At 38.0% G+C, this 22,612-nt stretch carries 21 protein-coding genes and 1 pseudogene; 1 reads left to right on the forward strand and 21 read right to left on the reverse strand.

What is annotated here, in order from left to right:
* Positions 1–198: 198 nt before the first annotated feature.
* The 17 genes and pseudogenes from BTHG_RS03815 to BTHG_RS03895 all read right to left on the reverse strand — a co-directional run bounded on the left by BTHG_RS03815 (position 199) and on the right by BTHG_RS03895 (position 18,046).
* The gene (locus tag BTHG_RS03815; protein WP_010282497.1) at positions 199–429 is read right to left on the reverse strand and encodes a KH domain-containing protein; all 231 of its coding nucleotides are present in this window, start codon (positions 427–429) and stop codon (positions 199–201) included.
* 14 nt (positions 430–443) lie between these two features.
* On the reverse strand, positions 444–716 hold the full coding sequence (rpsP, locus tag BTHG_RS03820; RefSeq protein WP_010282498.1) for a 30S ribosomal protein S16: 273 nt from the start codon (positions 714–716) through the stop codon (positions 444–446).
* Positions 717–867: 151 nt separating this feature from the next.
* Complete coding sequence (ffh, locus tag BTHG_RS03825) at positions 868–2,208, reverse strand: signal recognition particle protein (protein ID WP_010282499.1); 1,341 nt, start codon at positions 2,206–2,208, stop codon at positions 868–870.
* Between the two features lie 12 nt (positions 2,209–2,220).
* Positions 2,221–2,550, reverse strand: coding sequence for a putative DNA-binding protein (locus BTHG_RS03830; RefSeq protein WP_010282502.1), 330 nt, complete (start codon positions 2,548–2,550; stop codon positions 2,221–2,223).
* 128 nt (positions 2,551–2,678) lie between these two features.
* Positions 2,679–3,668, reverse strand: coding sequence for a signal recognition particle-docking protein FtsY (gene ftsY, locus BTHG_RS03835; protein WP_010282507.1), 990 nt, complete (start codon positions 3,666–3,668; stop codon positions 2,679–2,681).
* A gap of 17 nt (positions 3,669–3,685) precedes the next feature.
* Positions 3,686–7,255: a chromosome segregation protein SMC gene (gene smc, locus BTHG_RS03840; RefSeq protein ID WP_010282509.1), complete on the reverse strand. Its 3,570-nt coding sequence runs from the start codon at positions 7,253–7,255 to the stop codon at positions 3,686–3,688.
* A gap of 131 nt (positions 7,256–7,386) precedes the next feature.
* A complete protein-coding gene (rnc, locus tag BTHG_RS03845) occupies positions 7,387–8,118 on the reverse strand; it encodes a ribonuclease III (protein ID WP_010282511.1) in 732 nt (243 codons plus the stop codon).
* Between the two features lie 60 nt (positions 8,119–8,178).
* Complete coding sequence (locus tag BTHG_RS03850; RefSeq protein ID WP_010282514.1) at positions 8,179–8,412, reverse strand: acyl carrier protein; 234 nt, start codon at positions 8,410–8,412, stop codon at positions 8,179–8,181.
* 208 nt (positions 8,413–8,620) lie between these two features.
* The gene (gene fabG, locus BTHG_RS03855; RefSeq protein WP_010282516.1) at positions 8,621–9,361 is read right to left on the reverse strand and encodes a 3-oxoacyl-[acyl-carrier-protein] reductase; all 741 of its coding nucleotides are present in this window, start codon (positions 9,359–9,361) and stop codon (positions 8,621–8,623) included.
* Between the two features lies 1 nt (position 9,362).
* Positions 9,363–10,307, reverse strand: a complete 945-nt coding sequence (gene fabD / locus BTHG_RS03860; protein ID WP_010282518.1) for an ACP S-malonyltransferase — start codon at positions 10,305–10,307, stop codon at positions 9,363–9,365.
* 12 nt (positions 10,308–10,319) lie between these two features.
* Positions 10,320–11,321 carry a phosphate acyltransferase PlsX gene (gene plsX, locus BTHG_RS03865; RefSeq protein ID WP_010282520.1) on the reverse strand — a complete coding sequence of 334 codons (1,002 nt, stop codon included), beginning with the start codon at positions 11,319–11,321 and terminating at the stop codon, positions 10,320–10,322.
* Positions 11,322–11,381: 60 nt separating this feature from the next.
* A pseudogene (fapR, locus tag BTHG_RS24210) lies at positions 11,382–11,956 on the reverse strand (transcription factor FapR).
* 112 nt (positions 11,957–12,068) lie between these two features.
* On the reverse strand, positions 12,069–14,117 hold the full coding sequence (gene recG / locus BTHG_RS03875) for an ATP-dependent DNA helicase RecG (protein ID WP_010282524.1): 2,049 nt from the start codon (positions 14,115–14,117) through the stop codon (positions 12,069–12,071).
* A complete protein-coding gene (sdaAA, locus tag BTHG_RS03880; RefSeq protein ID WP_010282525.1) occupies positions 14,110–14,997 on the reverse strand; it encodes an L-serine ammonia-lyase, iron-sulfur-dependent, subunit alpha in 888 nt (295 codons plus the stop codon). Before sdaAA ends, recG begins: the two co-directional genes overlap by 8 nt.
* 173 nt (positions 14,998–15,170) lie before the next feature.
* Positions 15,171–15,833, reverse strand: a complete 663-nt coding sequence (sdaAB, locus tag BTHG_RS03885) for an L-serine ammonia-lyase, iron-sulfur-dependent subunit beta (protein ID WP_010282526.1) — start codon at positions 15,831–15,833, stop codon at positions 15,171–15,173.
* Between the two features lie 151 nt (positions 15,834–15,984).
* Entirely contained in the window at positions 15,985–17,667 is a 1,683-nt protein-coding gene (locus tag BTHG_RS03890; RefSeq protein WP_010282527.1) for a DAK2 domain-containing protein, read from the reverse strand.
* A 16-nt stretch (positions 17,668–17,683) separates the two neighbouring features.
* Positions 17,684–18,046: an Asp23/Gls24 family envelope stress response protein gene (locus BTHG_RS03895; RefSeq protein WP_010282528.1), complete on the reverse strand. Its 363-nt coding sequence runs from the start codon at positions 18,044–18,046 to the stop codon at positions 17,684–17,686.
* A gap of 271 nt (positions 18,047–18,317) precedes the next feature.
* On the opposite strand from BTHG_RS03895, the gene rpmB reads away from it, so the two are divergent.
* A complete protein-coding gene (rpmB, locus tag BTHG_RS03900) occupies positions 18,318–18,506 on the forward strand; it encodes a 50S ribosomal protein L28 (RefSeq protein ID WP_010282529.1) in 189 nt (62 codons plus the stop codon).
* Positions 18,507–18,711: 205 nt separating this feature from the next.
* Here rpmB and spoVM read toward each other — a convergent pair whose 3' ends face one another.
* The 4 genes from spoVM to pknB form a co-directional block, all read right to left on the reverse strand.
* Positions 18,712–18,792: a stage V sporulation protein SpoVM gene (spoVM, locus tag BTHG_RS24215; RefSeq protein ID WP_010282530.1), complete on the reverse strand. Its 81-nt coding sequence runs from the start codon at positions 18,790–18,792 to the stop codon at positions 18,712–18,714.
* A 245-nt stretch (positions 18,793–19,037) separates the two neighbouring features.
* Positions 19,038–19,685, reverse strand: a complete 648-nt coding sequence (rpe, locus tag BTHG_RS03910; protein ID WP_010282533.1) for a ribulose-phosphate 3-epimerase — start codon at positions 19,683–19,685, stop codon at positions 19,038–19,040.
* A gap of 3 nt (positions 19,686–19,688) precedes the next feature.
* Positions 19,689–20,573 (reverse strand): ribosome small subunit-dependent GTPase A, encoded by an 885-nt coding sequence (gene rsgA / locus BTHG_RS03915; protein WP_010282546.1) that lies wholly within the window; start codon positions 20,571–20,573, stop codon positions 19,689–19,691.
* A gap of 75 nt (positions 20,574–20,648) precedes the next feature.
* Positions 20,649–22,610, reverse strand: coding sequence for a Stk1 family PASTA domain-containing Ser/Thr kinase (gene pknB / locus BTHG_RS03920; RefSeq protein ID WP_010282548.1), 1,962 nt, complete (start codon positions 22,608–22,610; stop codon positions 20,649–20,651).
* Positions 22,611–22,612 lie beyond the last annotated feature (2 nt).

Consider the following 22,612-nt stretch of genomic DNA (forward strand, 5'->3'; position numbering starts at 1 on the left):
TAATACAAAAATCTTATCAATAGAAATAGATTACATCTATACAGAAAAAAGGGGAGGATTCCCCTCGCCCTTTTCTTGTTTTGACCAGTTCCAGCGGCTAAAAACTCGAGAATCATTAACTCCTCAGCAGAAGCAAAAAACACTTCTCGTCCAAGGCTCCAGATTTCGTTTTTGACAAAGCCGCCTTCACTTTTCTTTTCACTCGTTAATTTCTAGATGAATTCGTTTATTATGTCCTGTTCCTGCTGCATAGACAACAGTTCTAATCGCCTTAATAACACGGCCTTGTTTCCCAATTACTTTTCCCATATCTTCTTTATTTACATTTAGTAAATACGTGATATTGCGGTTATCTTCAGTCTCAGTGACTTCGACTTCCTCAGGGTGATCAACAAGTGGCTGTACGATTGTTTTAATTAACTCTTTCATCTGTAGGTTACCCATTACTTACCGTATTTTACGTTATGGAATTTCTCCATAATACCTTGTTTAGAAAACAAGTTACGAACTGTGTCAGATGGTTTAGCTCCATTTTGTAACCATTTTAATGCTAATTCTTCATCAATTTTAACCTCTGCAGGTTGAACAACTGGATTATAAGTTCCTAGTGTTTCAATTTGACGTCCATCACGTGGTGAACGAGAATCAGCTACAACAATACGATAGAAAGGAGATTTTTTTGCTCCCATGCGTTTTAAACGAATTTTTACTGCCATTTTTAATAGCACCTCCGAAAATATTTCAACAAGATATAATATTAACTGTTCCACATCTGTTTGTAAAGTGTTTTTTCTTTACATCAATGAAATGGTTATTATTACTATAATTTTTTAAGTAAAACCAAAGTGCTTTCACTTGTTGTTTTACTTACATAAAAGGAAATTTTAGTCCTTTTTTCTTACCTTTTGTCATGTTCGTCATTTGCTTCATCATTTTCTTCATGTCTTCGAATTGCTTTAAAAGACGGTTGACTTCCTGAACGGTTCGACCGCTACCTTTTGCAATTCTCTTTTTACGACTAGAGTTAATAATCTCAGGTTGTTCTCTTTCAGCTTTGGTCATAGAACGAATAATCGCTTCGACATGACCAATTTGTTTATCATCAACCTGGACATTCTTCAGCCCTTTCATTTTGTTAGCACCTGGGAGCATCCCAAGGATTTCATCAAGTGGACCCATCTTCCGCACCTGTGCTAACTGCTCAAGAAAGTCATCGAATGTGAAGGACATTGACTTAAATTTCTTTTCAAGCTCTTTTGCTTTATCCTCATCAACAGAAGCTTGGGCTTTTTCAATGAGTGAAAGAACATCACCCATCCCTAAAATACGGGAAGCCATTCGTTCCGGATGAAATGCTTCTATTGCATCAAGCTTTTCTCCAAGACCCACAAATTTAATTGGAGTATTTGTTACAGCTTTAACAGATAGTGCTGCCCCCCCACGGGTATCACCATCAAGCTTTGTTAAAACAACACCAGTTAATCCAAGTAAATCATTAAAGCTTTGTGCCACATTGACTGCATCCTGTCCTGTCATTGCGTCAACAACAAGAAAAATCTCATCAGGCTGTGCAACTTCTTTGACTTGCTTTAGCTCATCCATAAGTTCTTCATCGATATGCAGTCGTCCTGCTGTATCAATTAAGACATAATCATGGTGTTCTTCTTTTGCCTTTTCGATTGCTTGTTTAGCAATTTCAACAGGGCTGATCTTGTCTCCTAGAGAAAAAACCGGCATATTAAGCTGTTTTCCCAAAGTTTGTAATTGGTCAATCGCAGCTGGACGATAAATATCTGCAGCAACAAGAAGCGGTTTACGGTTGTGTTTTTTACGTAATAAATTTGCCAGCTTACCGGTAGTTGTTGTTTTACCGGCACCTTGTAAACCAACCATCATAATAACAGTTGGCGGTCTCTTAGCAACCGCAATTTTGCTCTGCTCTCCACCCATAAGTGCGGTTAGCTCCTCCTGAACAACTTTTATAACTTGTTGTCCTGGGGTTAGGCTTTTCATTACTTCTTGTCCAACAGCTCTTTCACTGACACGCTTTACAAAATCTTTGACAACTTTGAAGTTAACGTCTGCTTCAAGTAAGGCAAGACGTACTTCCCGCATCATTTCCTTTACATCGGATTCTGAAACTTTTCCTTTACCGCGAATTTTCTGTAGAGTTCCTTGCAGTCGGTCGGCTAATCCTTCAAATGCCATTTTTGCCGCCCCCTATTCTAATTTCTCAAGCAACTGTATCACATTTTGAAGCTGGGCGCTATCATCATATTCTTGTGCTAGTTTTTTCAGCTCTGTAATCAGTTTTTTTCGCTCTTGAAATTTTTGAAATAGTAACAGTTTTTCCTCGTACTCTTCAAGCATTGTCTCTGTCCTCTTTAGATTGTCATAGACCGCTTGACGACTTATCTCATATTCCTCTGCTATTTCACCAAGGGAAAAGTCATCTAAATAATATAAAGACATATAGTTTCTTTGCTTTGGAGTTAACAACGATTGATAGAAATCAAAGAGATAGTTCATTCTCGTTGTTTTTTCTAGCATAGTATCTCCCCCTTGTTAAGTGAAATACCTTTACAAGTCAATAGTTTACCTATTTACGATTGGGTTGTCAAGCTAATATACTTTACTTAGTTTAAAAGAGCCTGGGCACAGGCTCTTTTAATAGTTGTTTATTCTTCTGTTTTTTCGATTAAGTCTGCAAATAAGCCATACACGTAGTTTTTGGCATCAAATTCTTGAAGGTCGTCAACTTTTTCACCTAGTCCCACAAGCTTAACAGGAATGTTTAGTTCGTTTCGGATTGCAAGAACGATTCCGCCTTTAGCTGTACCATCTAATTTTGTTAACACAATTCCAGTTACATCGGTTGCAGCTGAAAATGTTTTTGCCTGTGTTAAAGCATTTTGACCAGTAGTTGCATCTAGTACAAGTAGAACCTCATGTGGTGCACCTGGTAATTCACGTTCAATAACACGTTTTACTTTCTCAAGTTCTTTCATTAGATTCACTTTATTTTGGAGACGTCCCGCTGTATCACAAATTAACACATCTACATTACGTGATTTAGCTGCTTGAACTGCATCATACATTACAGCAGCAGGATCTGAACCTTCGGATTGTTTAATTACATCAACACCAACACGATCTCCCCAAACTTCAAGTTGCTGAATCGCACCAGCACGGAAGGTATCTCCTGCTGCTAATAGAACCGACTTGCCTTCATTTTTAAGACGATTTGCAATTTTACCAATGGAAGTTGTCTTTCCAACACCATTAACACCGACAACTAAAATGACAGTAAGACCATCCTCTTGAATATTTAGCTTTGGTGATTTTTCTTCACCGCCTTGGTAAATTTGGACGAGTTTTTCTGAAATAACGCTTTGGACCTCTTTTGTGTCCTGAATGTTTCTTCTTTTAACTTCCATCTTTAATTCATCAATTAATTCCATTACGGTCGATACGCCCACATCGGCGGCAATTAGGATTTCTTCAAGTTCTTCAAAAAAGTCCTCATCCACCTTTCGATAGCGAGCAACTAAGTCATTTACTCTTTCAGAGAAGGAATTACGAGTTTTAGATAAGCCATCCTTAAATTTTTCGGTCACTGAATCAGCTTGATTCGAAATCTTTTCTTTGATTTTTTTAAAAAAGCTCATTTAAATCCCCTTTCATTCTACGTTTGCGAAACTAATTCTTTTGATTCCTCTAAACGAACCGAAACAAGTTTGGAAACACCAGACTCCTGCATGGTTACACCATAAAGCACATCTGCTTCTTCCATCGTCCCTTTTCGATGTGTAATGACAATAAACTGTGTTTCATGGCTATATTTCTTTAAATATTGTGCAAATCGGAACACATTTGCTTCATCCAGAGCAGCCTCCACCTCATCGAGGACACAGAATGGAACAGGGCGCACCTTAAGAATTGAAAATAATAGCGCGATTGCGGTTAACGCTCTTTCTCCACCAGATAATAGTCCTAAATTTTGAAGCTTTTTCCCTGGTGGCTGCGCAACAATTTCAACACCCGTATTTAAAAGATCATTAGGATCAGTTAATCGAAGGTCAGCTCGGCCACCTCCAAAAAGGGCTTGAAAAACAGTTTCAAAGTGAGAACGAATACTTGTAAAAGTAGTTTCAAATCTCTTTTTCATTTCGTCATCCATTTCATCAATGACTTGGAACAATGTGCCCTTTGCTTCTTGTAAATCACGTTGTTGTTCGGTTAAGAAAGTATACCTTTCAGACACTCTATCATATTCATCAATAGCCCCAAGGTTCACCGTACCAAGCTCTTCGATTGCAAGCTTTATTAGTTTTACCTTCTTCCTGGCTTCGGAAACTTCTAATTGTAACGGAAATTGTTCCTTTGCAGCTTCATAGGTTAATAAATACTCCTCGCGAAGATGTGTTAAGCAATTTTCAAGTTCAACATCTAAGCGATTCACCTTTACTTCCTCATCTTGTAATATGTCTGTAAGCTGTTTATACTGACGTCTTGATTCTTTCAATTCTCGTTCAAGATCCTCAAGACTAGTTTGGAGACTCATGCGATACTCTCTTTTATTGCTAATCATTTGAATCGTTTCGTTTTTATCATTCGACTTTTGTTTTGCAGCTTCTTCAAGTTCCATTTCTCCAGAATTACTAGACGTCATTTCATTATCAAGAAGTGCTAAATCATCTTTTAAATCGTTTAGTCTTTCTTGCCCAACTGTAACTTCTTCTTCTAAGCGATTCACTTTCTCCTGTTGATGCTCAAGTGCTTGTTTTTTTCTGGCTAAAATAACTTTTTGGTCCGTTATTTCCGTTTGCACTGTTTCACGAGAAGTTTGTTGATCGGATTTTTGTGAGTTAAGTTGAGATATTGTCGTGTCTAATGATTTGAGTTCTTCTTCTAGCATGGCTAGTTCTTGCTTAAGCTCATTTAAACGACTAGTCATTTTTTCCTTATCGACTTGATATTGCTGTTTTTCATCATCATATAATTCCAAATGCTCATTAACATTTTTCTCTTTTACAGCAACTTCACGGTATTCACCTTTAATGGTTTGCTCTTTTAAGCGTAGTGTCTCTCCGCTTTGACGAAGTATCTCAAGCTTTCCTTCTTGTTCTGAAATTTGCTTCTTCTTTTCTTTGACCGTTTTTTCAAGATCAGACGTTTTCGTTTCCATTTCAACTAACTTTTCGGTGATTGCCTCAAGTTCTCGACCACGACTTAGTAATGAATTTGATTTCTTTTTCACCGCTCCCCCTGTCATCGATCCACCTGGGTTTACAACGTCACCATCAAGTGTTACCACTCGATATCGATGACCAACTAGGGAAGCAAGATCATTTGCGCCTTTTAAATCTGTTGTGATCAAAATGGTTCCCAACAAACTAGAGATAACAGAGTGGTATCTACCATCAAAAGTAACTAATTCAGAAGCTACTCCTATGAACGCTGGATGTCCCTTTATTGCGACAAGCTGTGTAGTAGGAATTGAACGTTCCTTAATAACATTCATTGGTAAAAATGTTGCTCTGCCATAGGAATTTTTCTTTAAATATTGGATTGCCGTTCTAGCATTTTTTTCATTGTCCACGACAATATGCTGTGTTGCTGCACCTAACGCAATCTCAATTGCAGTCTCATATTCTTTTGGAACTTGAATTAGCTCTGCAATCGCTCCTTCAATTCCTTCAAGATGCTCATTTCTTGCCTTTAAAACCTCTTTTACTCCTTGGAAGAATCCAGAATAATCATCTTGCATTTCCTCAAGCATTTCTTTTCTTGATTTTGTTTGTTGAAGATATTGATATGCTTGATACAGCATGCTTTCTTGCTTTTGGTAATTTTTCTTATTATTTTCTAGCTTAGCTTGCAGGTCTCTAAATGAAACAATTTGATGGTTGATTTCTTGCTCTATAACAGAGAGCTTTGTTTGAAGTCGTACCTTTTCGTCAAGTATTTCCTTGCGCTCTGTCAAGTATTTTTGATTGGTTTCGTCTAGTCGAGTCACTTTCACTTCCTGTTGCGAAAGCTGATCCTTAATATAGCCCACTTCATTTCGAAATGATGCTTGTTTATTAAGCAACTCAAAATAGTCACTTTTCAAATTCTCAATTTTTTCTTCGATATTTTGATCATAAGTAGCAAGTAACTTTTGTTTTTCTTTCAGCTGTCGCTCAAGATCTTTAACTTCCTCGATCAGTGTTGAAAGCACTTGCTGCTCGATTTGTTTACTTTCGGTCATGCTGTCTAGTCTTTGAGAAAGCTCATATATAGAATTTTGTAGCTGTCCCTTGTTTTTAGTTGCATTTTTTTTACGTTCTTTTAAGACTTCTTTTCGACCTTCCAATTTTTCAAGTTCTTCACTAGTTCGTAAAAGAAGTTGTTGAAGCTCATGAATGGATGAATCTGTTGATTCAATCCCAGTTCGAAGTTCTTCAATTTTTGCTTCCTTGCTTTGAAGCTTTGTATTTAGAGCGAGTTCCTGTTCTTTATGTTCTTCAACAAGTTTTGAAAGCTTTTCCCATTTTTCATGAAGATCTTCGATTTCAAAAACAGTTAAACCGACTTCAATTTTTTCAAGTTCTTCCTTTTTCTCAAGATAATCTTTCGCAATTGAAGACTGGATTTGCAATGGTTCAATTTGCGACTCCAGCTCATGAATAATATCATTTACACGATTTAAATTTTCCTGAGTTTCGGCTAGTTTGTACTCAGCTTTCTTTTTACGAGTTTTGTACTTTAATACGCCTGCGGCTTCCTCAAAAATACTTCTTCTCTCTTCAGCTTTACTACTTAAAATTTCTTCTACTTTCCCCTGACTGATGATAGAGAAAGCTTCACGGCCTAGGCCAGAATCCATAAATAAATCAACAATATCCTTTAGTCGACATGACTGTTTATTTATATAAAATTCACTTTCACCAGAACGATATACACGTCGAGTTACACTGACTTCATGATAATCAATCGGTAAAAAATGATCTTCATTATCCAATGTTAACGTTACTTCAGCCACATTCAATGCTTTGCGGCTGTCACTTCCTGCGAAAATAATATCTTCCATTTTTGATCCACGCAATGATTTTGCCGACTGTTCTCCAAGAACCCAACGGATTCCATCTGTAATATTACTTTTACCACTACCATTCGGTCCAACAACAGCCGTAACTCCCGGTACAAAATCAATTGCAATTCTTTCAGCAAACGATTTAAATCCTACTATATCTAAACGTTTGAGGAACATAAACTTCCCCCTCAATTACAAATTCAAGTCCTACATATTTTATCACAAACTACTGTTTTATTGGATTACTTTTTCTATGGATGTTAGAAATAGACAAAAATATAACCCCACGTAATTGTGGGGTATGCTACTTAATTTTGTTTGTTTTTCAGGTTTTTTAAAGCAATTTCTGCTGCATGTTGTTCAGCTTCTTTTTTCGATTTTCCTGTGCCTGTCCCAAGTTCCTCTCCATTTAAGGATACTCTTGAGACGAATTCACGACTATGAGCTGGTCCTTTCTCTTGAAGCACCCTATACTCTATAAGCCCAATCCCATCACGTTGAACTAACTCTTGTAGCTGACTTTTATAATCCATCACATGAGAAAAAGCACCCGCATTAATTTTTGGTATAACTGTTTTTTCTAAAAACTGGTTAACTACTTCTAAACCTTGGTCAAGATACAGCGCCCCAATAAATGCCTCAAAAACATCCGCAAGCAAGGCTGGCCGCTCTCTTCCCCCAGTCATTTCCTCTCCTTTTCCCAGCAACACAAGTTCCCCGAATTGCAAATCATTTGCAAGTGTTACTAAAGAAGGCTCACACACAATTGCTGCACGCATCTTTGTAAGCTCTCCTTCACTCATAATCGGGTATTTTTTAAAGAGAAACTTGGAAATGGTAAGTTCTAAAACAGCATCTCCTAAAAATTCAAGCCGTTCATTGTCTTCATGTGGCTTTTTTCGATGCTCATTCACATAAGATGAATGTGTAAATGCTTGAATAAGTAGACTTTCATCATGAAAATTGATCCCAAGACGCTCCTGAAAAGCTTTAAATTTTGGAGCGAATTTATTTGTTTTGTCTTTATTAATCCGCTTCACCTTATTGACCTCCAAGGAGAAAGCCCCGTTTACATAACGGGACTTTTTCTTCAAAAAATATTATAGCTGGCTTTTTATGTAATTAACAGCGTCACCAACTGTAGAAATTTTTTCAGCCTCATCATCTGAAATTTCCATGTCAAACTCGTCCTCAAGTTCCATAACTAGTTCAACAACGTCTAGTGAATCCGCACCTAGATCATCTTTAAAAGAAGCCTCTAAAGTTACTGCTGATTCTTCTACACCTAATCGGTCAACTACGATTTTTGTAATTCTTTCAAAAACATCTGCCATTTCCATTCACCTCCCCTCAAAGTATTATATTTGGTTTTACTAGAAAAGCGCAAGCGCCTTTAAATTATTTACATAGTTTTCGCTATCTAGCTCCAGGCACCATTGGCTCTCGGGTCTAAAGCTAATCGCATCGGAAGGTAAAAAGCACCTTCTGTCAGGGCTCGACTTATGCTTGTCGCCGATTGGTGGGTGCCTTACGCTTTTCCTATTACATTACCATTCCACCGTCAATATGCAAGGTTTGGCCTGTCATATAATTGCTATTGTCTGATGCTAGGAATAAAACAGCTCCTGCAATATCCGTTGTTTCACCAAATCTAGCAAGTGGAATTAATTTAAGCATTTCATTTTTCACATCTTCAGGAAGTTTATCAGTCATATCTGTCGTGATGAAACCTGGCGCAACTGCATTAACGTTAATATTTCGGCTCGCTAATTCCTTCGCAGCTGTTTTTGTTAAGCCGATAACACCAGCTTTTGCAGCAACATAGTTAGCTTGTCCAGGATTTCCACTAACACCTACAATAGAAGCGATATTAATAATTTTACCAGAACGCTGCTTCATCATTTGTCTTGTAACAGCTTTGGTACAAAGGAACACACCTTTTAGGTTAATATTAATAACATCGTCCCATTCCTCTTCTTTCATTCTCATTAATAAATTATCTCGTGTAATTCCAGCATTATTAACAAGAATATCGAGACTACCGAAGTTAGCGATAACCTCTTTCACCATATTAGTTACCGAATCTGCTTCTGACACATTTGCTTGAATTGCAAAAGCTTCTTGTCCTAATGCTTTGATTTCATCGACTACTTCATTTGCTTTTTGCTCACTACCAGAATAGTTTACCGCGACCTTCGCACCTGCTCTTGCAAGTTCAATCGCAATTGAGCGTCCGATTCCACGTGATGCACCGGTGACCAACGCTACTTTACCATTTAACATCTTAGTTTCCCTCCTTTAGCGCACGAATTGCTGCTTCCAGTGTCTCTGAATCACTAATTGCATAAGTTGCAACCCTGCGATTTACTTTCTTTATTAATCCAGAGAGTACTTTACCAGGACCAATTTCGATAAAGGTATCTACTCCTTGGTCAAGCATATATTGAACAGAGTTTTCCCACAACACAGGTGAATATAATTGTTTTACAAGATTTTCTTTTATTTGTTCAGCAGATGTCATACTTTGTGCATTCACGTTTGCTACAACCGGAACGGATGCATGATTAATATCAATTTGGTCAAGTACTGAACGGAGTTTTTCAGCAGCTGGCTCCATTAATGAAGAATGGAATGGTCCACTTACCTCTAGCGGAATTGCACGTTTCGCGCCTTTTTCCTTTGCTAATTCACAAGCTTGCTTAACTCCCTCGGCAGCACCTGAAATCACAATTTGTCCAGGACAGTTGATATTTGCAAGTTGAACTGGATGGCCTTCAGCAGAAATTTCATCTGTTACTGCTTGTAAATCCTCACTGCTCATTCCAAGGATTGCTGCCATTGTTCCTTGTCCTGCAGGAACAGCTTCCTCCATAAACTCACCACGTTTTCGAACGGTTCGGACAGCATCTTCGAAACTAAGTGCGCCGGCAGCGACTAATGCTGTGTACTCACCAAGACTATGTCCAGCAACATAATCTGGTTTAATATCTGCTGCTTTGAATGTTTCAAGAATCGCAATGCTTGTTGTTAAAAGTGATGGTTGTGCATTAACTGTTAAGGTAAGTGTTTCCTGTGGACCATTAAAAATAAGCGAAGAAAGCTTCTCACCTAGTGCTTGATCAGCCTTTGTAAATAGTTGGTTAACAACTTCTGAAGAGTCGGCTAATCCTTTTCCCATACCCACAATTTGAGACCCTTGTCCTGGAAAAACGAATGCAATTTTACCCATTCTACCTTCCCCCTATTCGTCTTCTTTTGAATGAATATCTTCTACTGTTTTACTGATTGTCCCTGCAACATCTTTTTCTACCATGTCATAAGTTTGTCGTATTGCACTAAACAAACCGTTTGCATCTGAAGAACCATGCGCTTTAATAACTGGTGCCTTTAATCCAAATAATCCTGCACCGCCATATTCAGAGTAATCTAATGTCTTTTTTAATACCTTTAATTCTGGCATTAAAAGACCAGCCGCGATTTTACTTTTTAAATTACTAGTAAAAGCGGTTTTCAGCATTTTAAACATAGAAAGAGCAGTACCCTCAATTGTCTTTAAGGCTACGTTTCCTGTAAATCCATCTGTCACAACAACATCTGCAACACCGTCTAGCAAATCCCTTGCCTCAACGTTGCCAACGAAATGTAGATTAGTTGCTTTAAGCAATTCAAAAGCGTGTTTCGTTAGGTCATTTCCCTTTTTATCTTCGGTTCCTACATTTAATAAGCCAACTCTAGGGCTTGTAACGCCACGAACCTTTTCTGAGTATATTGATCCCATAACAGCATATTGAAGTAAGTGTTCTGGCTTTGCATCAACATTTGCACCTACATCTAACATTAGGAATCCCTTTTTATCTAACGTTGGTAATGTTGGTGCCAATGCTGGTCGTTCTATCCCTTCAATTCTACCAACGATAAAAAGCCCTGCGGTCATAAGTGCCCCTGTATTTCCTGCTGAAATACATGCATCAGCACGTCCCTCACTAACCTCTTTTGCCATCAAGACCATAGATGAGTTCTTTTTTCTCCTAACAGCCCTTACAGGTTCATCCGTACTCTCAATTACTTCTGTTGTATGTATAATAGATATTCTTTCATCTTCAGTTATGTATTGACGAATTTTTGCTTCATCACCAATAAGTGTAACTTCAAGGTCTTTATAATGTTTCAATGCAGTCATTGTTCCCTTAACAATTTCCTCTGGTGCATGATCTCCGCCCATTGCATCTATTGCGAGTTTCATCTTGTATCATTCCTTTTATCTACATTTAGGAGTTGAAATTATGGTATCGTTCAGTTATTATTAATCAATTTTCACTTGCTTATTAGAACGATACATTATAAATTCTCCAGAAAATACTAGTTCATTCCCAACATAACTATTTACGTCCACCAATGTTCTATCCTTTTCCTGCGAACCTTTCACTTTTGCTTTTGCAACGACCCTTTCCCCTAATTTCACCTGTCTTGTAAAACGAATATTTGCTTTTGCAGTTAAGGCAAGTTCGTCATTTATTACAGCAACTGCTAATGAATTTGCTTGGGCAAAGAGATGGTGGCCCCTAGCGATATGATTCCGTTTAAATACGTGTTCATTCGTTACATCAAAAATCGAAATCGCACTTTGGTCTAATTCGATATCAATAATTTCACCAATGACTTCATCTATTGGCAAAGATTTTACTTCATCATCTAATTTTTTTCAGCAACACTTTTTATTCGTTCACGAAGTTCAGGAATAGATAATTCAAGTCGGTCCAATCGAATTGTTTGGACACTTACCATAAACTTTTCAGCTAACTCTTCATCTGTGACAAATGGGTTGATTGTTATCGTTTCCTGAAGCAATTTTTGCCGCTCTTTTTTATTTCTTCTCATTAAAAATACACCGTCCGCACTCTTATGACTAGGTACTAATAGTAAGTATATAATTAAAAAAAGCAGATTGCAAGAAGAAAAAACCCTCACAATCTGCTAAATGATATATCGATTAATCCAATTTTTCACCATCTAAAATACCTGATTGCAATAAGTCTTCTCGTAAATGTTTATAGGATGGGCTTTTCCAAAAAGCCTCGGAATTTATCAGTTTAGAAGCATCATTTCTTGCCACTTCCAAGGTGCGGTAGTCATGAACCATATCAGCTACCTTAAATTCGGGAACACCACTTTGTTTCCTTCCAAAGAAATCTCCTGGTCCACGAAGCTCCAAGTCTTTTTCCGAAAGGACAAATCCATCATTTGTTTCCGTCATAATCCTCATTCGCTCTTTTCCAACCTCAGATTTTGGATCAGCTAATAAGATGCAATAAGACTGCTCACTACCTCTTCCGACACGTCCACGCAATTGGTGAAGCTGAGATAGACCGAAACGTTCCGCATCGTAAATAACCATCAATGTTGCATTTGGAACGTTCACACCAACTTCAACAACTGTTGTGGAAACAAGAATTTGAACCTCATTTTCACTGAACTGCCTCATCACATGTTCCTTTTCATCTGCAGATAACCTTCCGTGCATTAAGCCGACCTGTGCTTTATTTTGAAAATGATAGGATAACATCGAATGAACATCAATTGCGTTTTGTACATCTAGCTTATCGGATTCCTCAATTAGAGGACAGATTACATATGCTTGCCTACCTTTTGCTATCTCTTTTTCAATAAATACCAGAATCCGCTCAAGTAGCTCATGTTTTACCCAGTAGGTCTCAATTTTCTTTCTTCCAGCAGGCATCTCATCAATTACCGAAACATCCATTTCTCCAAAAACAGTAATTGCAAGAGTTCTTGGAATGGGTGTTGCAGTCATAAATAGAACGTCGGGATTTTCACCTTTTTCCCTTAAAATTCTTCGCTGCTCAACACCAAATCTGTGCTGTTCATCCGTTATAACGAGTCCTAGCTTATGGAAATTCACCTCATCCTGGATAAGTGCATGGGTACCAACCAATATATGAACTTCACCTAATTCAAGCTGTTCTAGGATTTCCCTTCTTCGTTTTCCTTTCACAGAGCTTGTTAATAATTGAATATTTACTCCGTATGCCGAAAACAACTCTATTAATGAGTGTGCATGCTGCTCTGCTAAAATTTCCGTTGGGACCATTAAGGCACCTTGATATCCCGCAAGGATTGCGGCATATAGTGATATGGCTGCAACAACGGTCTTACCGGAACCGACATCTCCTTGAAGCAGGCGATTCATGCTATATGGAGAACGAAGGTCATCAATGATTTCATTCACAACCCGGTTCTGCGCATTTGTTAATGGAAATGGCAATTCATTCATAAATTTTTCTAACTCTTCAATAGAGAAAGTCATTGCTGAACCTGCTGTCTGTTCACGTTCAAACTTCCGTAGAGCCTGCATTTTAAGCTGAAACAATAAAAACTCTTCATATACAAAGCGCCTTCGCGCTTGCTTTAAATCTTGATGGCTTAATGGATGATGCATAATTTTAATGGCTTCTTTCTTAGGTAAAAGACGATAGGTGGCTAATAATTGTTCAGGAAGATTGTCCTCAATTAGATCACCAAACTGCCCAAGAGCTAGCGCAATAAAACGTTTCATACCTTTAACAGTGATTTTCCCTTTTATTGAATACACTGGTTCAATTCGATTATCCTTTGTCATTGGGCCGAAAACAATTTCACTGACCGTAATGGTTTGCCGATGCTGATCCCATTTACCAGAAATCGTAATCGTGTCATTTAACGATATTTTATTTTTATAATAGGGACGATTAAAACAGGTCGCTGTTATTAAATAGCGACCTACTAGGACCCTGAAAGTGAGACGTGAACGTTTCCGATTGTAATAGGTTAAAAGTGGTTCACTGTGAACCTTTCCCTCAATTGTTATTTTTTCTTCGTGTTTAACCTCAGCAAGGTCTCGTAAACTATAATCTTCAAATCGATATGGAAAGTATAAAAGTAGGTCAAGAATGGTAAAGATGTGCATCTCATTAAGCTGTATACCTGTCTCTTCACCGATTCCTTTTATATCCGTGACAGGTTGCTGTAATAGACTACTCACCTTTGTTTAGCGAAATCCCAAAGATCTTTGCTTCTAGTGCACGACCTGTTGGGGTTGCCGCTAGCCCTCCCTGTGCTGTTTCTTTTAGTGCCGTTGGCATTGTTTGACCTATTCTATACATCGCATCTATTACTTCATCGCAAGGAATTCTGCTTGTAACACCTGCTAATGCCATATCAGCTGCAACCATTGCATTTGCTGCTCCCATCGCATTACGCTTTACACAAGGTACCTCAACAAGACCTGCTACCGGATCACAAACAAGCCCAAGCATGTTTTTTAAGGTAATCGCCATAGCTTCTGCAGATTGTTGTGGTGTCCCTCCTGCCATTTCAACAATCGCTGCAGCAGCCATCCCTGCAGCAGATCCCACTTCAGCTTGACAGCCACCTGCAGCTCCTGAGATAGAGGCATTATTTGCTACAACAAATCCAAAAGCTCCTGCTGTAAATAAAAATTGAACCATTTGCTCTTTTGTTGGATGTAATTTCTCTTTCACAGCAAATAAAGTTCCCGGAACAACACCAGCAGAACCAGCAGTTGGAGTCGCACAAATTGTTCCCATCGCAGCATTTACTTCATTTGTTGCAACTGCTTTACTGACAGCATCTAAGACTGTTTTACCAGTTAAAAAGTTTCCTTTTTTTATATATTCTTGAAGTAATACCGCATCACCACCTGTCAAACCTGAGTGGGATGAGACACCAGCTAGTCCTTTTTCAACTGCCCTTTCCATCACTTCAAGATTTCGTTCCATTTGTGCGATGATTTCTTCACGACTTTTCCCTGTTACTTCAACTTCCTGTTCAATCATCACATCAGCAATTTTCATATTTTTAGCAGTAGCAAGCTCTACTAATTCAGCAACATTTCGAAACATAAAAACCCTCCTGTCAAAAAAAGCGCAAGGTGCGCAGCTTTCGGCGACAAGCATAAGACGAGCGCTACGCGAAGGTGCATTTTACCTTCCGAAGCGATTGACCTTAGACCCGAGAGCCGATGGCGCCTAGAGCTAGACATAATTAAATATTGTAAACGTTTTAAAAATGATACTTAGTCAACAATTTTGGTCACTTTTAAAATATTTGGTAAGGTAGATAGTTCGTCTAACACATTCTGATCGATATTTTGATCTACTTCAATTGTCATAAGTGCTTGCATTCCTCTTTCTTTTCTCGCAACTTCCATATGTCCAATATTGATGGCGTATTTTGCAAGTACATTCGCAACACCTGCAATCGCACCAAAACGGTCATTATGGACTACTAGAATGGCAGGATGATTTCCGGACAACCGCAATTGAAAACCGTTTAATTCGGTAATTTCAATTTTTCCGCCACCTATAGAAATACCAACAAGCTCCAATTCCCCATCCTCATCCCCAATTGACACCCGGGCAGTATTGGGATGTTCTGGAATTGCTTCCTCTTCAATGAATTTTATCTGCATACCCGCTTCTTTTGCGATCTCTAATGAAGTTTTAATTCTTTCATCAAATGTATCAAAGTCAAGCAACCCACCGATGATTGCTACATCTGTACCATGCCCTCTATACGTTTCGGCAAAGGAACCATAGAAGGAGATGTTTGCCCACTTTGGTTCACGACCAAACAGACTTCTTGCAACCCTTCCGATACGAGCTGCTCCTGCGGTATGTGAGCTTGATGGACCAATCATAACCGGACCAATAATATCAAAAACACTTCTATATTTCATATATTCTCCTCCCTACTTACTGTATATTGTTATGGAGTAAGGTCAGACTGTGTTCCTACTTATTACTCTATTTGTCTATCACTTTTTTATCTACAGGAAATTGTCCCCAAACATTGAAATAGAAGGGACTAATCCCTTCTATATTATAGCTTTATTCAACTGAAAAAATAAATGCATAAAGTGGCTGGCCACCATTATGTGCTTCAACTTCAATATCTTCAAACTCTTCTTCAAGATACTCTACAATTGCATTTACATCATCCTCTGAAGCGTCTTGACCATAAATAACGGTCACTATTTCATCCTCATCAACAGATATTATTTTTGATAAAAGGTCTTTTGCCGCTATTAGTTTATCTTTGTTCGTTACAACAATTTTCCCTTCAGCGATTCCCATAAAATCATCTTTTGAAATATCGATACCATCAATATTGGTATCCCGGACAGCATAAGTGATTTGACCAGTCTTAACATTTCCTAATGCATCTGTCATAGAAGATTGATTTGCCTCAATTTCACCACTTGGGTTAAATGCAAGTAAAGCGGACATTCCTTGTGGTACTGTTCGTGATGGCACAACTACAACGTTTCCTTCAACGACTGATGCGGCCTGTTCGGCGGCCATAATAATATTTTTGTTATTAGGTAGAAGTATATAATTTTCAGCATGTACTGATTCCATCGCTTTCACAAAATCTTCAGTACTTGGATTCATCGTTTGTCCACCTTCAATAACAAAGTGTGCACCGATGCTCTTGAATAGTTCTGTAATTCCTGACCCCATTGCAACCGTAATTATTGCGTATTTCTCTTTTTCTTTAGGACGTTTTTCTGCAACAGGAGTATGAGCTTCATCTTCATCTAAGATAGCAGTGTGCTGTTCTCGCATATTTTCAATTTTCATGTTGATTAAGCTACCGTAGCGTTGTCCGTATGATAACACATTGCCAGGTTGCTCAGAATGGATATGCACCTTAACGATATCATCATCAGACACAACTAGTAAAGAATCCCCATACTGGCTTAAATCATTACGGAATTTTTCTTCAGAAAATGGATTTTTACTAGTTTTCTCCGTTTCAAACTTTACCATGAATTCTGTACAGTAGCCGAATACGATATCTTCAGTATTTAGATGACTCTGTACACTTTTATGATGTTCAGCTTTTACAAGTTCGTTTATCGACGGGGCAGCAATTGACATATTATCGATTGTTTCACCCTTTAATTCTGAAAGGAAGCCTTCATATACAAGTAACAGCCCTTGACCGCCACTGTCTACAACCCCAACTTCTTTTAAGACCGGTAGGAGATCAGGTGTACGATTCAATGAAGCTTTGGCTTCCTTTACAAGCTCCTCCATCACAACTACGATGTCAGTCTCATTCGTTGCAACAGCAACTGCCCGCTTTGCAGCATCCTTCGCAACTGTTAAAATAGTTCCTTCAACAGGCTTCATAACTGCTTTATAAGCTGTTTCCACACCCATTTCAAATGCGTGGGCAAATTCAGATGCTGTTAAAGTCTCCTTTTGTTCAATCGCTTTAGAAAATCCTCTGAAAAGCTGAGACAGGATAACTCCTGAATTACCTCGAGCCCCCATCAATAACCCGCGCGCTAAAGATGCACCAACTTTACCAATATGTGGGTTAGCATTATTTTTTACTTCCTTTGCACCAGATGTCATGGAAAGATTCATATTCGTTCCGGTATCACCATCTGGCACAGGGAAAACGTTTAGTGCGTCTACCATTTTTGCGTTATTAGATAAATGAGTAGCACCTAATAACACCATTTTTGCAAAACGTTTTCCATCTAATGTAGTAATTGACACTCCATTTTCCTCCTCTTTACGGGTTCGTTACACGAACACCTTGCACGTAAATATTAACCGAGTGGACAGCAAGTCCTACTGTTTGGTCTAATGTATATTTCACCTTTGATTGAACATTGTGGGCAACCTCAGATATTTTCGTGCCATAACTTACAATTATGTACATGTCGATATGAACTTCATCATTTTCTTGACGAACAACAATACCACGGGCAAAATTTTCTTTTCGTAAAAGCTCAGTAATACCATCTTTAATTTGCTTTTTAGAGGCCATTCCAACGATCCCATAACAATCGATAGCAGCTCCCCCAGCAACCGTTGCAATTACATCATTTGATATATCAATTTGTCCGTACTTCGTTTTTAATTCGATGGACATATCAGTTCCCCCTTTAAAATTGTTCACCTTGGCTACAGTCATTTTACTATAACATTTCATTTTTTAAAAGTAATTCATTAAGCTACCATGAGTATTCATTACCTTTTATTATATAGCTTTTTATTATTTCTATGTCTTGACAAGTATTTTTCCTTTAAACCTTGACTTTGAACTATTGCAATATCCCAGTTTGTATGATAAATTATATAAGTATTTCTATAAGAAAGCGATTATGTTTGATTGTTGCTGTGCAAGTAAGGAGGGAAATAGAATGGCACGTAAATGTGTAATTACAGGTAGAAAAACTACTACTGGTAATGCTCGTTCCCATGCAATGAATGCTTCAAAACGCAAATGGGGAGCTAACCTACAAAAAGTTCGTATTTTAGTTGACGGTAAACCAAAACGCGTATACGTTTCTGCAAGAGCATTAAAATCTGGTAAAGTAGAACGCGTGTAATAAACGAAATCCGTAAGGGGCCGCTTATCGGCGAAAGCGCAAGAAAAGCGCTGATAGAAGGCGCTTTTTGCTTTCCGTAGCGATTGGCTTGTGACCTCAAGCCGTTGGCACCTGAAGCTAGACAATAAGAAAAGTCTTTAGCTCTCACATTAGGTAAGAGCTAAAATTTTTGCACAAAAAAAGGCACCCAAGGACGGTGCCTTTTTTATCCCTTTTTAAAAGATCCTAACATCGCACGGACGATACCGCCTAAGAACTTTGGTAACTTAATTGTATAAAATTTCATACTTTCCCTCCTCAATGCAATATCCACGTACTTTCATTGAAATCAGCAGTCTACCTTATAATAATATTCAAATGAAAATAAATAGTACCATAATACATATAAATAAAAGCAATTCCATTTAAACTTTCTTACTCATTCATATGCCTATTTGATTTAAAAAAGTACAATTCAATCTAAGTTCATTACTAAAAAATCGTGTTAACCGAGCTATACTATGCAAAAAAGAGCAGAAATTTCTGCTCTTTTTATACACTACGAATTTTTTCAATCGCTGCTTTGCGGTCTTCTTGATTATAAATAGCTGATCCCGCAACCAAGACATTAGCGCCAGCACGGACACAAAGCCTTGCCGTTTCCTCATTGACGCCTCCGTCCACTTCAATTTCAACATTTAAATTCTTTTCATTCACCATTCCTGCTACTTCCTCGATTTTAGGGAGAACGGAATGAATGAATTTTTGCCCACCAAATCCAGGATTCACTGTCATTAACAACACTAAATCGATATCCTCAATGATGTGCTTAATCGTATCTACTGGAGTAGCTGGATTTAATACTACACCTGCTTTTACACCATGCGCTTTGATTAACTGGATGGTACGGTGAAGATGTGGACATGCCTCAACATGTACCGTTAAAAAATCTGCTCCTGCTTTTGCAAATGCAGGAATGTATTGATCCGGGTTATCAATCATTAAATGAACATCTAATGGTAATTTAGTAATTGGTCGAATCGCATCTACAATTAGCGGACCTATCGTAATATTTGGAACAAAGTGACCATCCATGACATCCACATGAATATAGTCTGCTCCCCCATTTTCAACATCTTTGATCTCTTCTCCAAGCTTTGCAAAATCTGCTGAAAGTATGGATGGTGCAATTTTAATCATTTTTTAGTACCTCGGCTTTCTATCTTTGATTTCTTCATAAAAACTCACATAATGGTCGTAACGGAATTGCTCAATACTTCCATCCTCAACCCCTTGTCTAACAGCACATTTCGGCTCAGAAATATGAGTACAACCTCGAAACTTACAATTTGCTCCTGCGTCATAAATCTCCGGAAAACAATATGAAAGTTCCTCTAATTCGATTGTTAAAAATTCCAACGAACTAAAACCTGGTGTATCTGCGACAAGCCCATTTCCAACCTCAATTAATTCAACATGTCTTGTCGTATGCTTTCCTCTCCCTAAAGATGAGGAAATTTCATTTGTTTTTAATTCTAAATCAGGTCGTAAAGTGTTTAACAATGAAGATTTACCAACTCCAGATTGTCCCGCAAATACGGAAATTTGATTATCCAATAATGGCATCAGTTTATCAAGACCTTCACGTTCCTTTGTTGACGTTAAGATGACTTGGTACCCAATTTCCTTATACATATTTGCGTACTGCTGGATTTCTTTGAATGCATCATCCGAAATTAAATCCGTTTTGCTGATACAAATAATAGGTTTTATATCGTTCGATTCTACTAAAACAAGAAAGCGATCTAACAACAATGGACTGAAATCGGGCTTAATCGCTGAAAAAACTAAAATAGCTTGATCAACATTAGAGATTGGGGGACGAACAAGCTCATTTTTACGTTCCAATACTTCTAAAATATACCCATCCGTTTCATTCTCTGCCTGAAAGACCACGTTATCGCCAACCAAAGGCGTTACCTTGTTTTTCCGAAAAACCCCTCTTCCACGACATTGAATTACTTCCCCATCCTCGTTATGAACATAATAAAAACCACTTAATGCTTTTACGATTTTGCCTTCTGGCATAGTTTCACTCCTTGTTTTATTTCATTCGTCACGACATGCATTAGGTAGTGGAATTACTCCACTACCTAATGCAACCTATTGTTCTTCGTACGGAATTTCCTCACTCTTATAAGGGATTTCATTAATGTACACTCTGTATTCAGCAGATTCACCCGGGTTAATAACAAAGTTTATATCAATTGAGCTATCTTCCTTAATTTCAAACTGTTTATAAACATCCGAAATAGTATGATTGGCATCCTTAATATATATTTTAACCAACTGCGGATTCTGCTCTTCATCCGGCGTATAGTCAATCGTTATTGTTCGCTTCACATTTACGGGCTCTTTTGGTTCAGGGCCTTTTGACATGATTACTTTTACCTTATCACCCTTTTTTAATTCGGCTCCGGCTTCAGGCGACTGAGAAATTGCTTGACCAGAAGGGATATCTTCTGAGTATTTTTCCTCTGCTTGATCAATTATCAAACCAGTACTTTTTGCATATTCAGCAAGTGCATTTCCTGGATATTTAGATAAATCAGCAAGTTTAATAGTTTCAAGCCCCTTACTTACCGTAAAAGTAACTTCTGTTTCTTCTGGAACAACCTCTTCACCTTCATCAATGGATTGGCTTAGAATAGTTCCTCGAGCGCTGTCACTATATTCTTCTTCGGAATATACTGTATACTCTTCTTTGGTTAATTTTTCCCTAACTTCATCATAGTTTTTACCAACATAATCCTTAAATACGACTTTCTTTTTTCCTGTACTTTCATATAAATCAATTGTAGCACGTTCTTTCACTAATTTACCTGCTTCAGGTTTTGTTCGTATGATGTAGCCTTCAGGAATTTCTTGGTCGCTGATTTCGCTCGTTTCACCTATTGTAAAACCTGCTTCCTTCAGTTCATCGACTGCCTGATCATAGGTCATGTTCGAGACATCCGGAACTTCGACATCCTTAGGTAAAAATAAGGCTGGAAAAATTGTAACTGCAGCCACACCAGCAGCAAGAATTAAGAAAAAAATAATTGCAAGACTGACTAACAGCTTATTCTTCTTCTTTTTCTTTTTCTTTGGTTTCGGCTCGTCCTCATTAGACTGATTCGTGTTCTTTTGAGAATCTCTAACCATCGTTTCTTTAGCTAATGGTGTGTTATCCTTAATAATCGGAATTGCTTTAGTCACCTCATCATCCAAATCAGGTATCACAAATTTTGCCTCGTTTAAACGATTTGGAAATAGGGCTGTCTGTAAATCCTCTTCCATATCTTCAACCGAATCATAGCGATGGAATGGGTCTTTGGCAGTGGCTTTTAAAATTATATTTTCCACACTTTGTGGGATAGTCGCATTCCACCTTTTAGGTGAAGGTGTATCGGATTGCAGGTGTTTCAATGCAATTGATACCGCTGATTCACCTTCAAAAGGAACACGCCCAGTTAAAAGTTCAAACATTACAATACCTAAAGAATAAATGTCTGATTTTTTTGTAGACATGCCACCTCTAGCTTGTTCCGGTGATAAATAATGAACTGAACCAAGCACGGAATTTGTTTGTGTAATGGTTGTTGAACTTAATGCAACTGCAATCCCAAAATCCGTTACTTTCACCGTTCCATCATGATCAATTAAGATATTTTGTGGTTTGATATCTCGGTGAACAATTTGATTTTGGTGTGCGTGAGTGATTGCTGAAGTTAGTTGCAACATGATATTGATTGCTTCCTTCGGATGAAGCGGTGCATTACGCTGTATGTATTGTTTCAAGGTTTGGCCTGGGACATATTCCATTACTATGTAATAAATATCCTCTTCTTCTCCAACATCATAAATACTTACAACATTTGGATGTGCCAAACTTGTAGCTGAATGTGCTTCTCGTCTAAAGCGCTTGATAAATTCTTCATCATTTGAAAAATCTAACCGTAGAACTTTAATGGCAACATCTCTCTCTAAAATGACGTCTCGGGCAAGATAGACATTGGCCATCCCACCTCCACCAATGACCTCGAGAATTTTATAACGACCACTTAATCGTCTTCCAATAAGCATAA

This window comes from Bacillus timonensis, from assembly GCF_000285535.1.
GTDB lineage: Bacteria > Bacillota > Bacilli > Bacillales > Bacillaceae_L > Ferdinandcohnia > Ferdinandcohnia timonensis.

Excerpts from the sequence above, each read along its gene's own strand:
- BTHG_RS03815 (WP_010282497.1), bottom strand. The coding sequence starts at position 429 with ATGAAAGAGTTAATTAAAACAATCGTACAGCCACTTGTTGATCACCCT.
- rpsP (WP_010282498.1), bottom strand. The coding sequence starts at position 716 with ATGGCAGTAAAAATTCGTTTAAAACGCATGGGAGCAAAAAAATCTCCT.
- ffh (WP_010282499.1), bottom strand. The coding sequence starts at position 2,208 with ATGGCATTTGAAGGATTAGCCGACCGACTGCAAGGAACTCTACAGAAA.
- BTHG_RS03830 (WP_010282502.1), bottom strand. The coding sequence starts at position 2,550 with ATGCTAGAAAAAACAACGAGAATGAACTATCTCTTTGATTTCTATCAA.
- ftsY (WP_010282507.1), bottom strand. The coding sequence starts at position 3,668 with ATGAGCTTTTTTAAAAAAATCAAAGAAAAGATTTCGAATCAAGCTGAT.
- smc (WP_010282509.1), bottom strand. The coding sequence starts at position 7,255 with ATGTTCCTCAAACGTTTAGATATAGTAGGATTTAAATCGTTTGCTGAA.
- BTHG_RS03850 (WP_010282514.1), bottom strand. The coding sequence starts at position 8,412 with ATGGCAGATGTTTTTGAAAGAATTACAAAAATCGTAGTTGACCGATTA.
- fabG (WP_010282516.1), bottom strand. The coding sequence starts at position 9,361 with ATGTTAAATGGTAAAGTAGCGTTGGTCACCGGTGCATCACGTGGAATC.
- fabD (WP_010282518.1), bottom strand. The coding sequence starts at position 10,307 with ATGGGTAAAATTGCATTCGTTTTTCCAGGACAAGGGTCTCAAATTGTG.
- plsX (WP_010282520.1), bottom strand. The coding sequence starts at position 11,321 with ATGAAACTCGCAATAGATGCAATGGGCGGAGATCATGCACCAGAGGAA.
- sdaAA (WP_010282525.1), bottom strand. The coding sequence starts at position 14,997 with ATGTTTCGAAATGTTGCTGAATTAGTAGAGCTTGCTACTGCTAAAAAT.
- sdaAB (WP_010282526.1), bottom strand. The coding sequence starts at position 15,833 with ATGAAATATAGAAGTGTTTTTGATATTATTGGTCCGGTTATGATTGGT.
- BTHG_RS03895 (WP_010282528.1), bottom strand. The coding sequence starts at position 18,046 with ATGTCCATCGAATTAAAAACGAAGTACGGACAAATTGATATATCAAAT.
- rpmB (WP_010282529.1), top strand. The coding sequence starts at position 18,318 with ATGGCACGTAAATGTGTAATTACAGGTAGAAAAACTACTACTGGTAAT.
- spoVM (WP_010282530.1), bottom strand. The coding sequence starts at position 18,792 with ATGAAATTTTATACAATTAAGTTACCAAAGTTCTTAGGCGGTATCGTC.
- rpe (WP_010282533.1), bottom strand. The coding sequence starts at position 19,685 with ATGATTAAAATTGCACCATCCATACTTTCAGCAGATTTTGCAAAGCTT.
- rsgA (WP_010282546.1), bottom strand. The coding sequence starts at position 20,573 with ATGCCAGAAGGCAAAATCGTAAAAGCATTAAGTGGTTTTTATTATGTT.
- pknB (WP_010282548.1), bottom strand. The coding sequence starts at position 22,610 with ATGCTTATTGGAAGACGATTAAGTGGTCGTTATAAAATTCTCGAGGTC.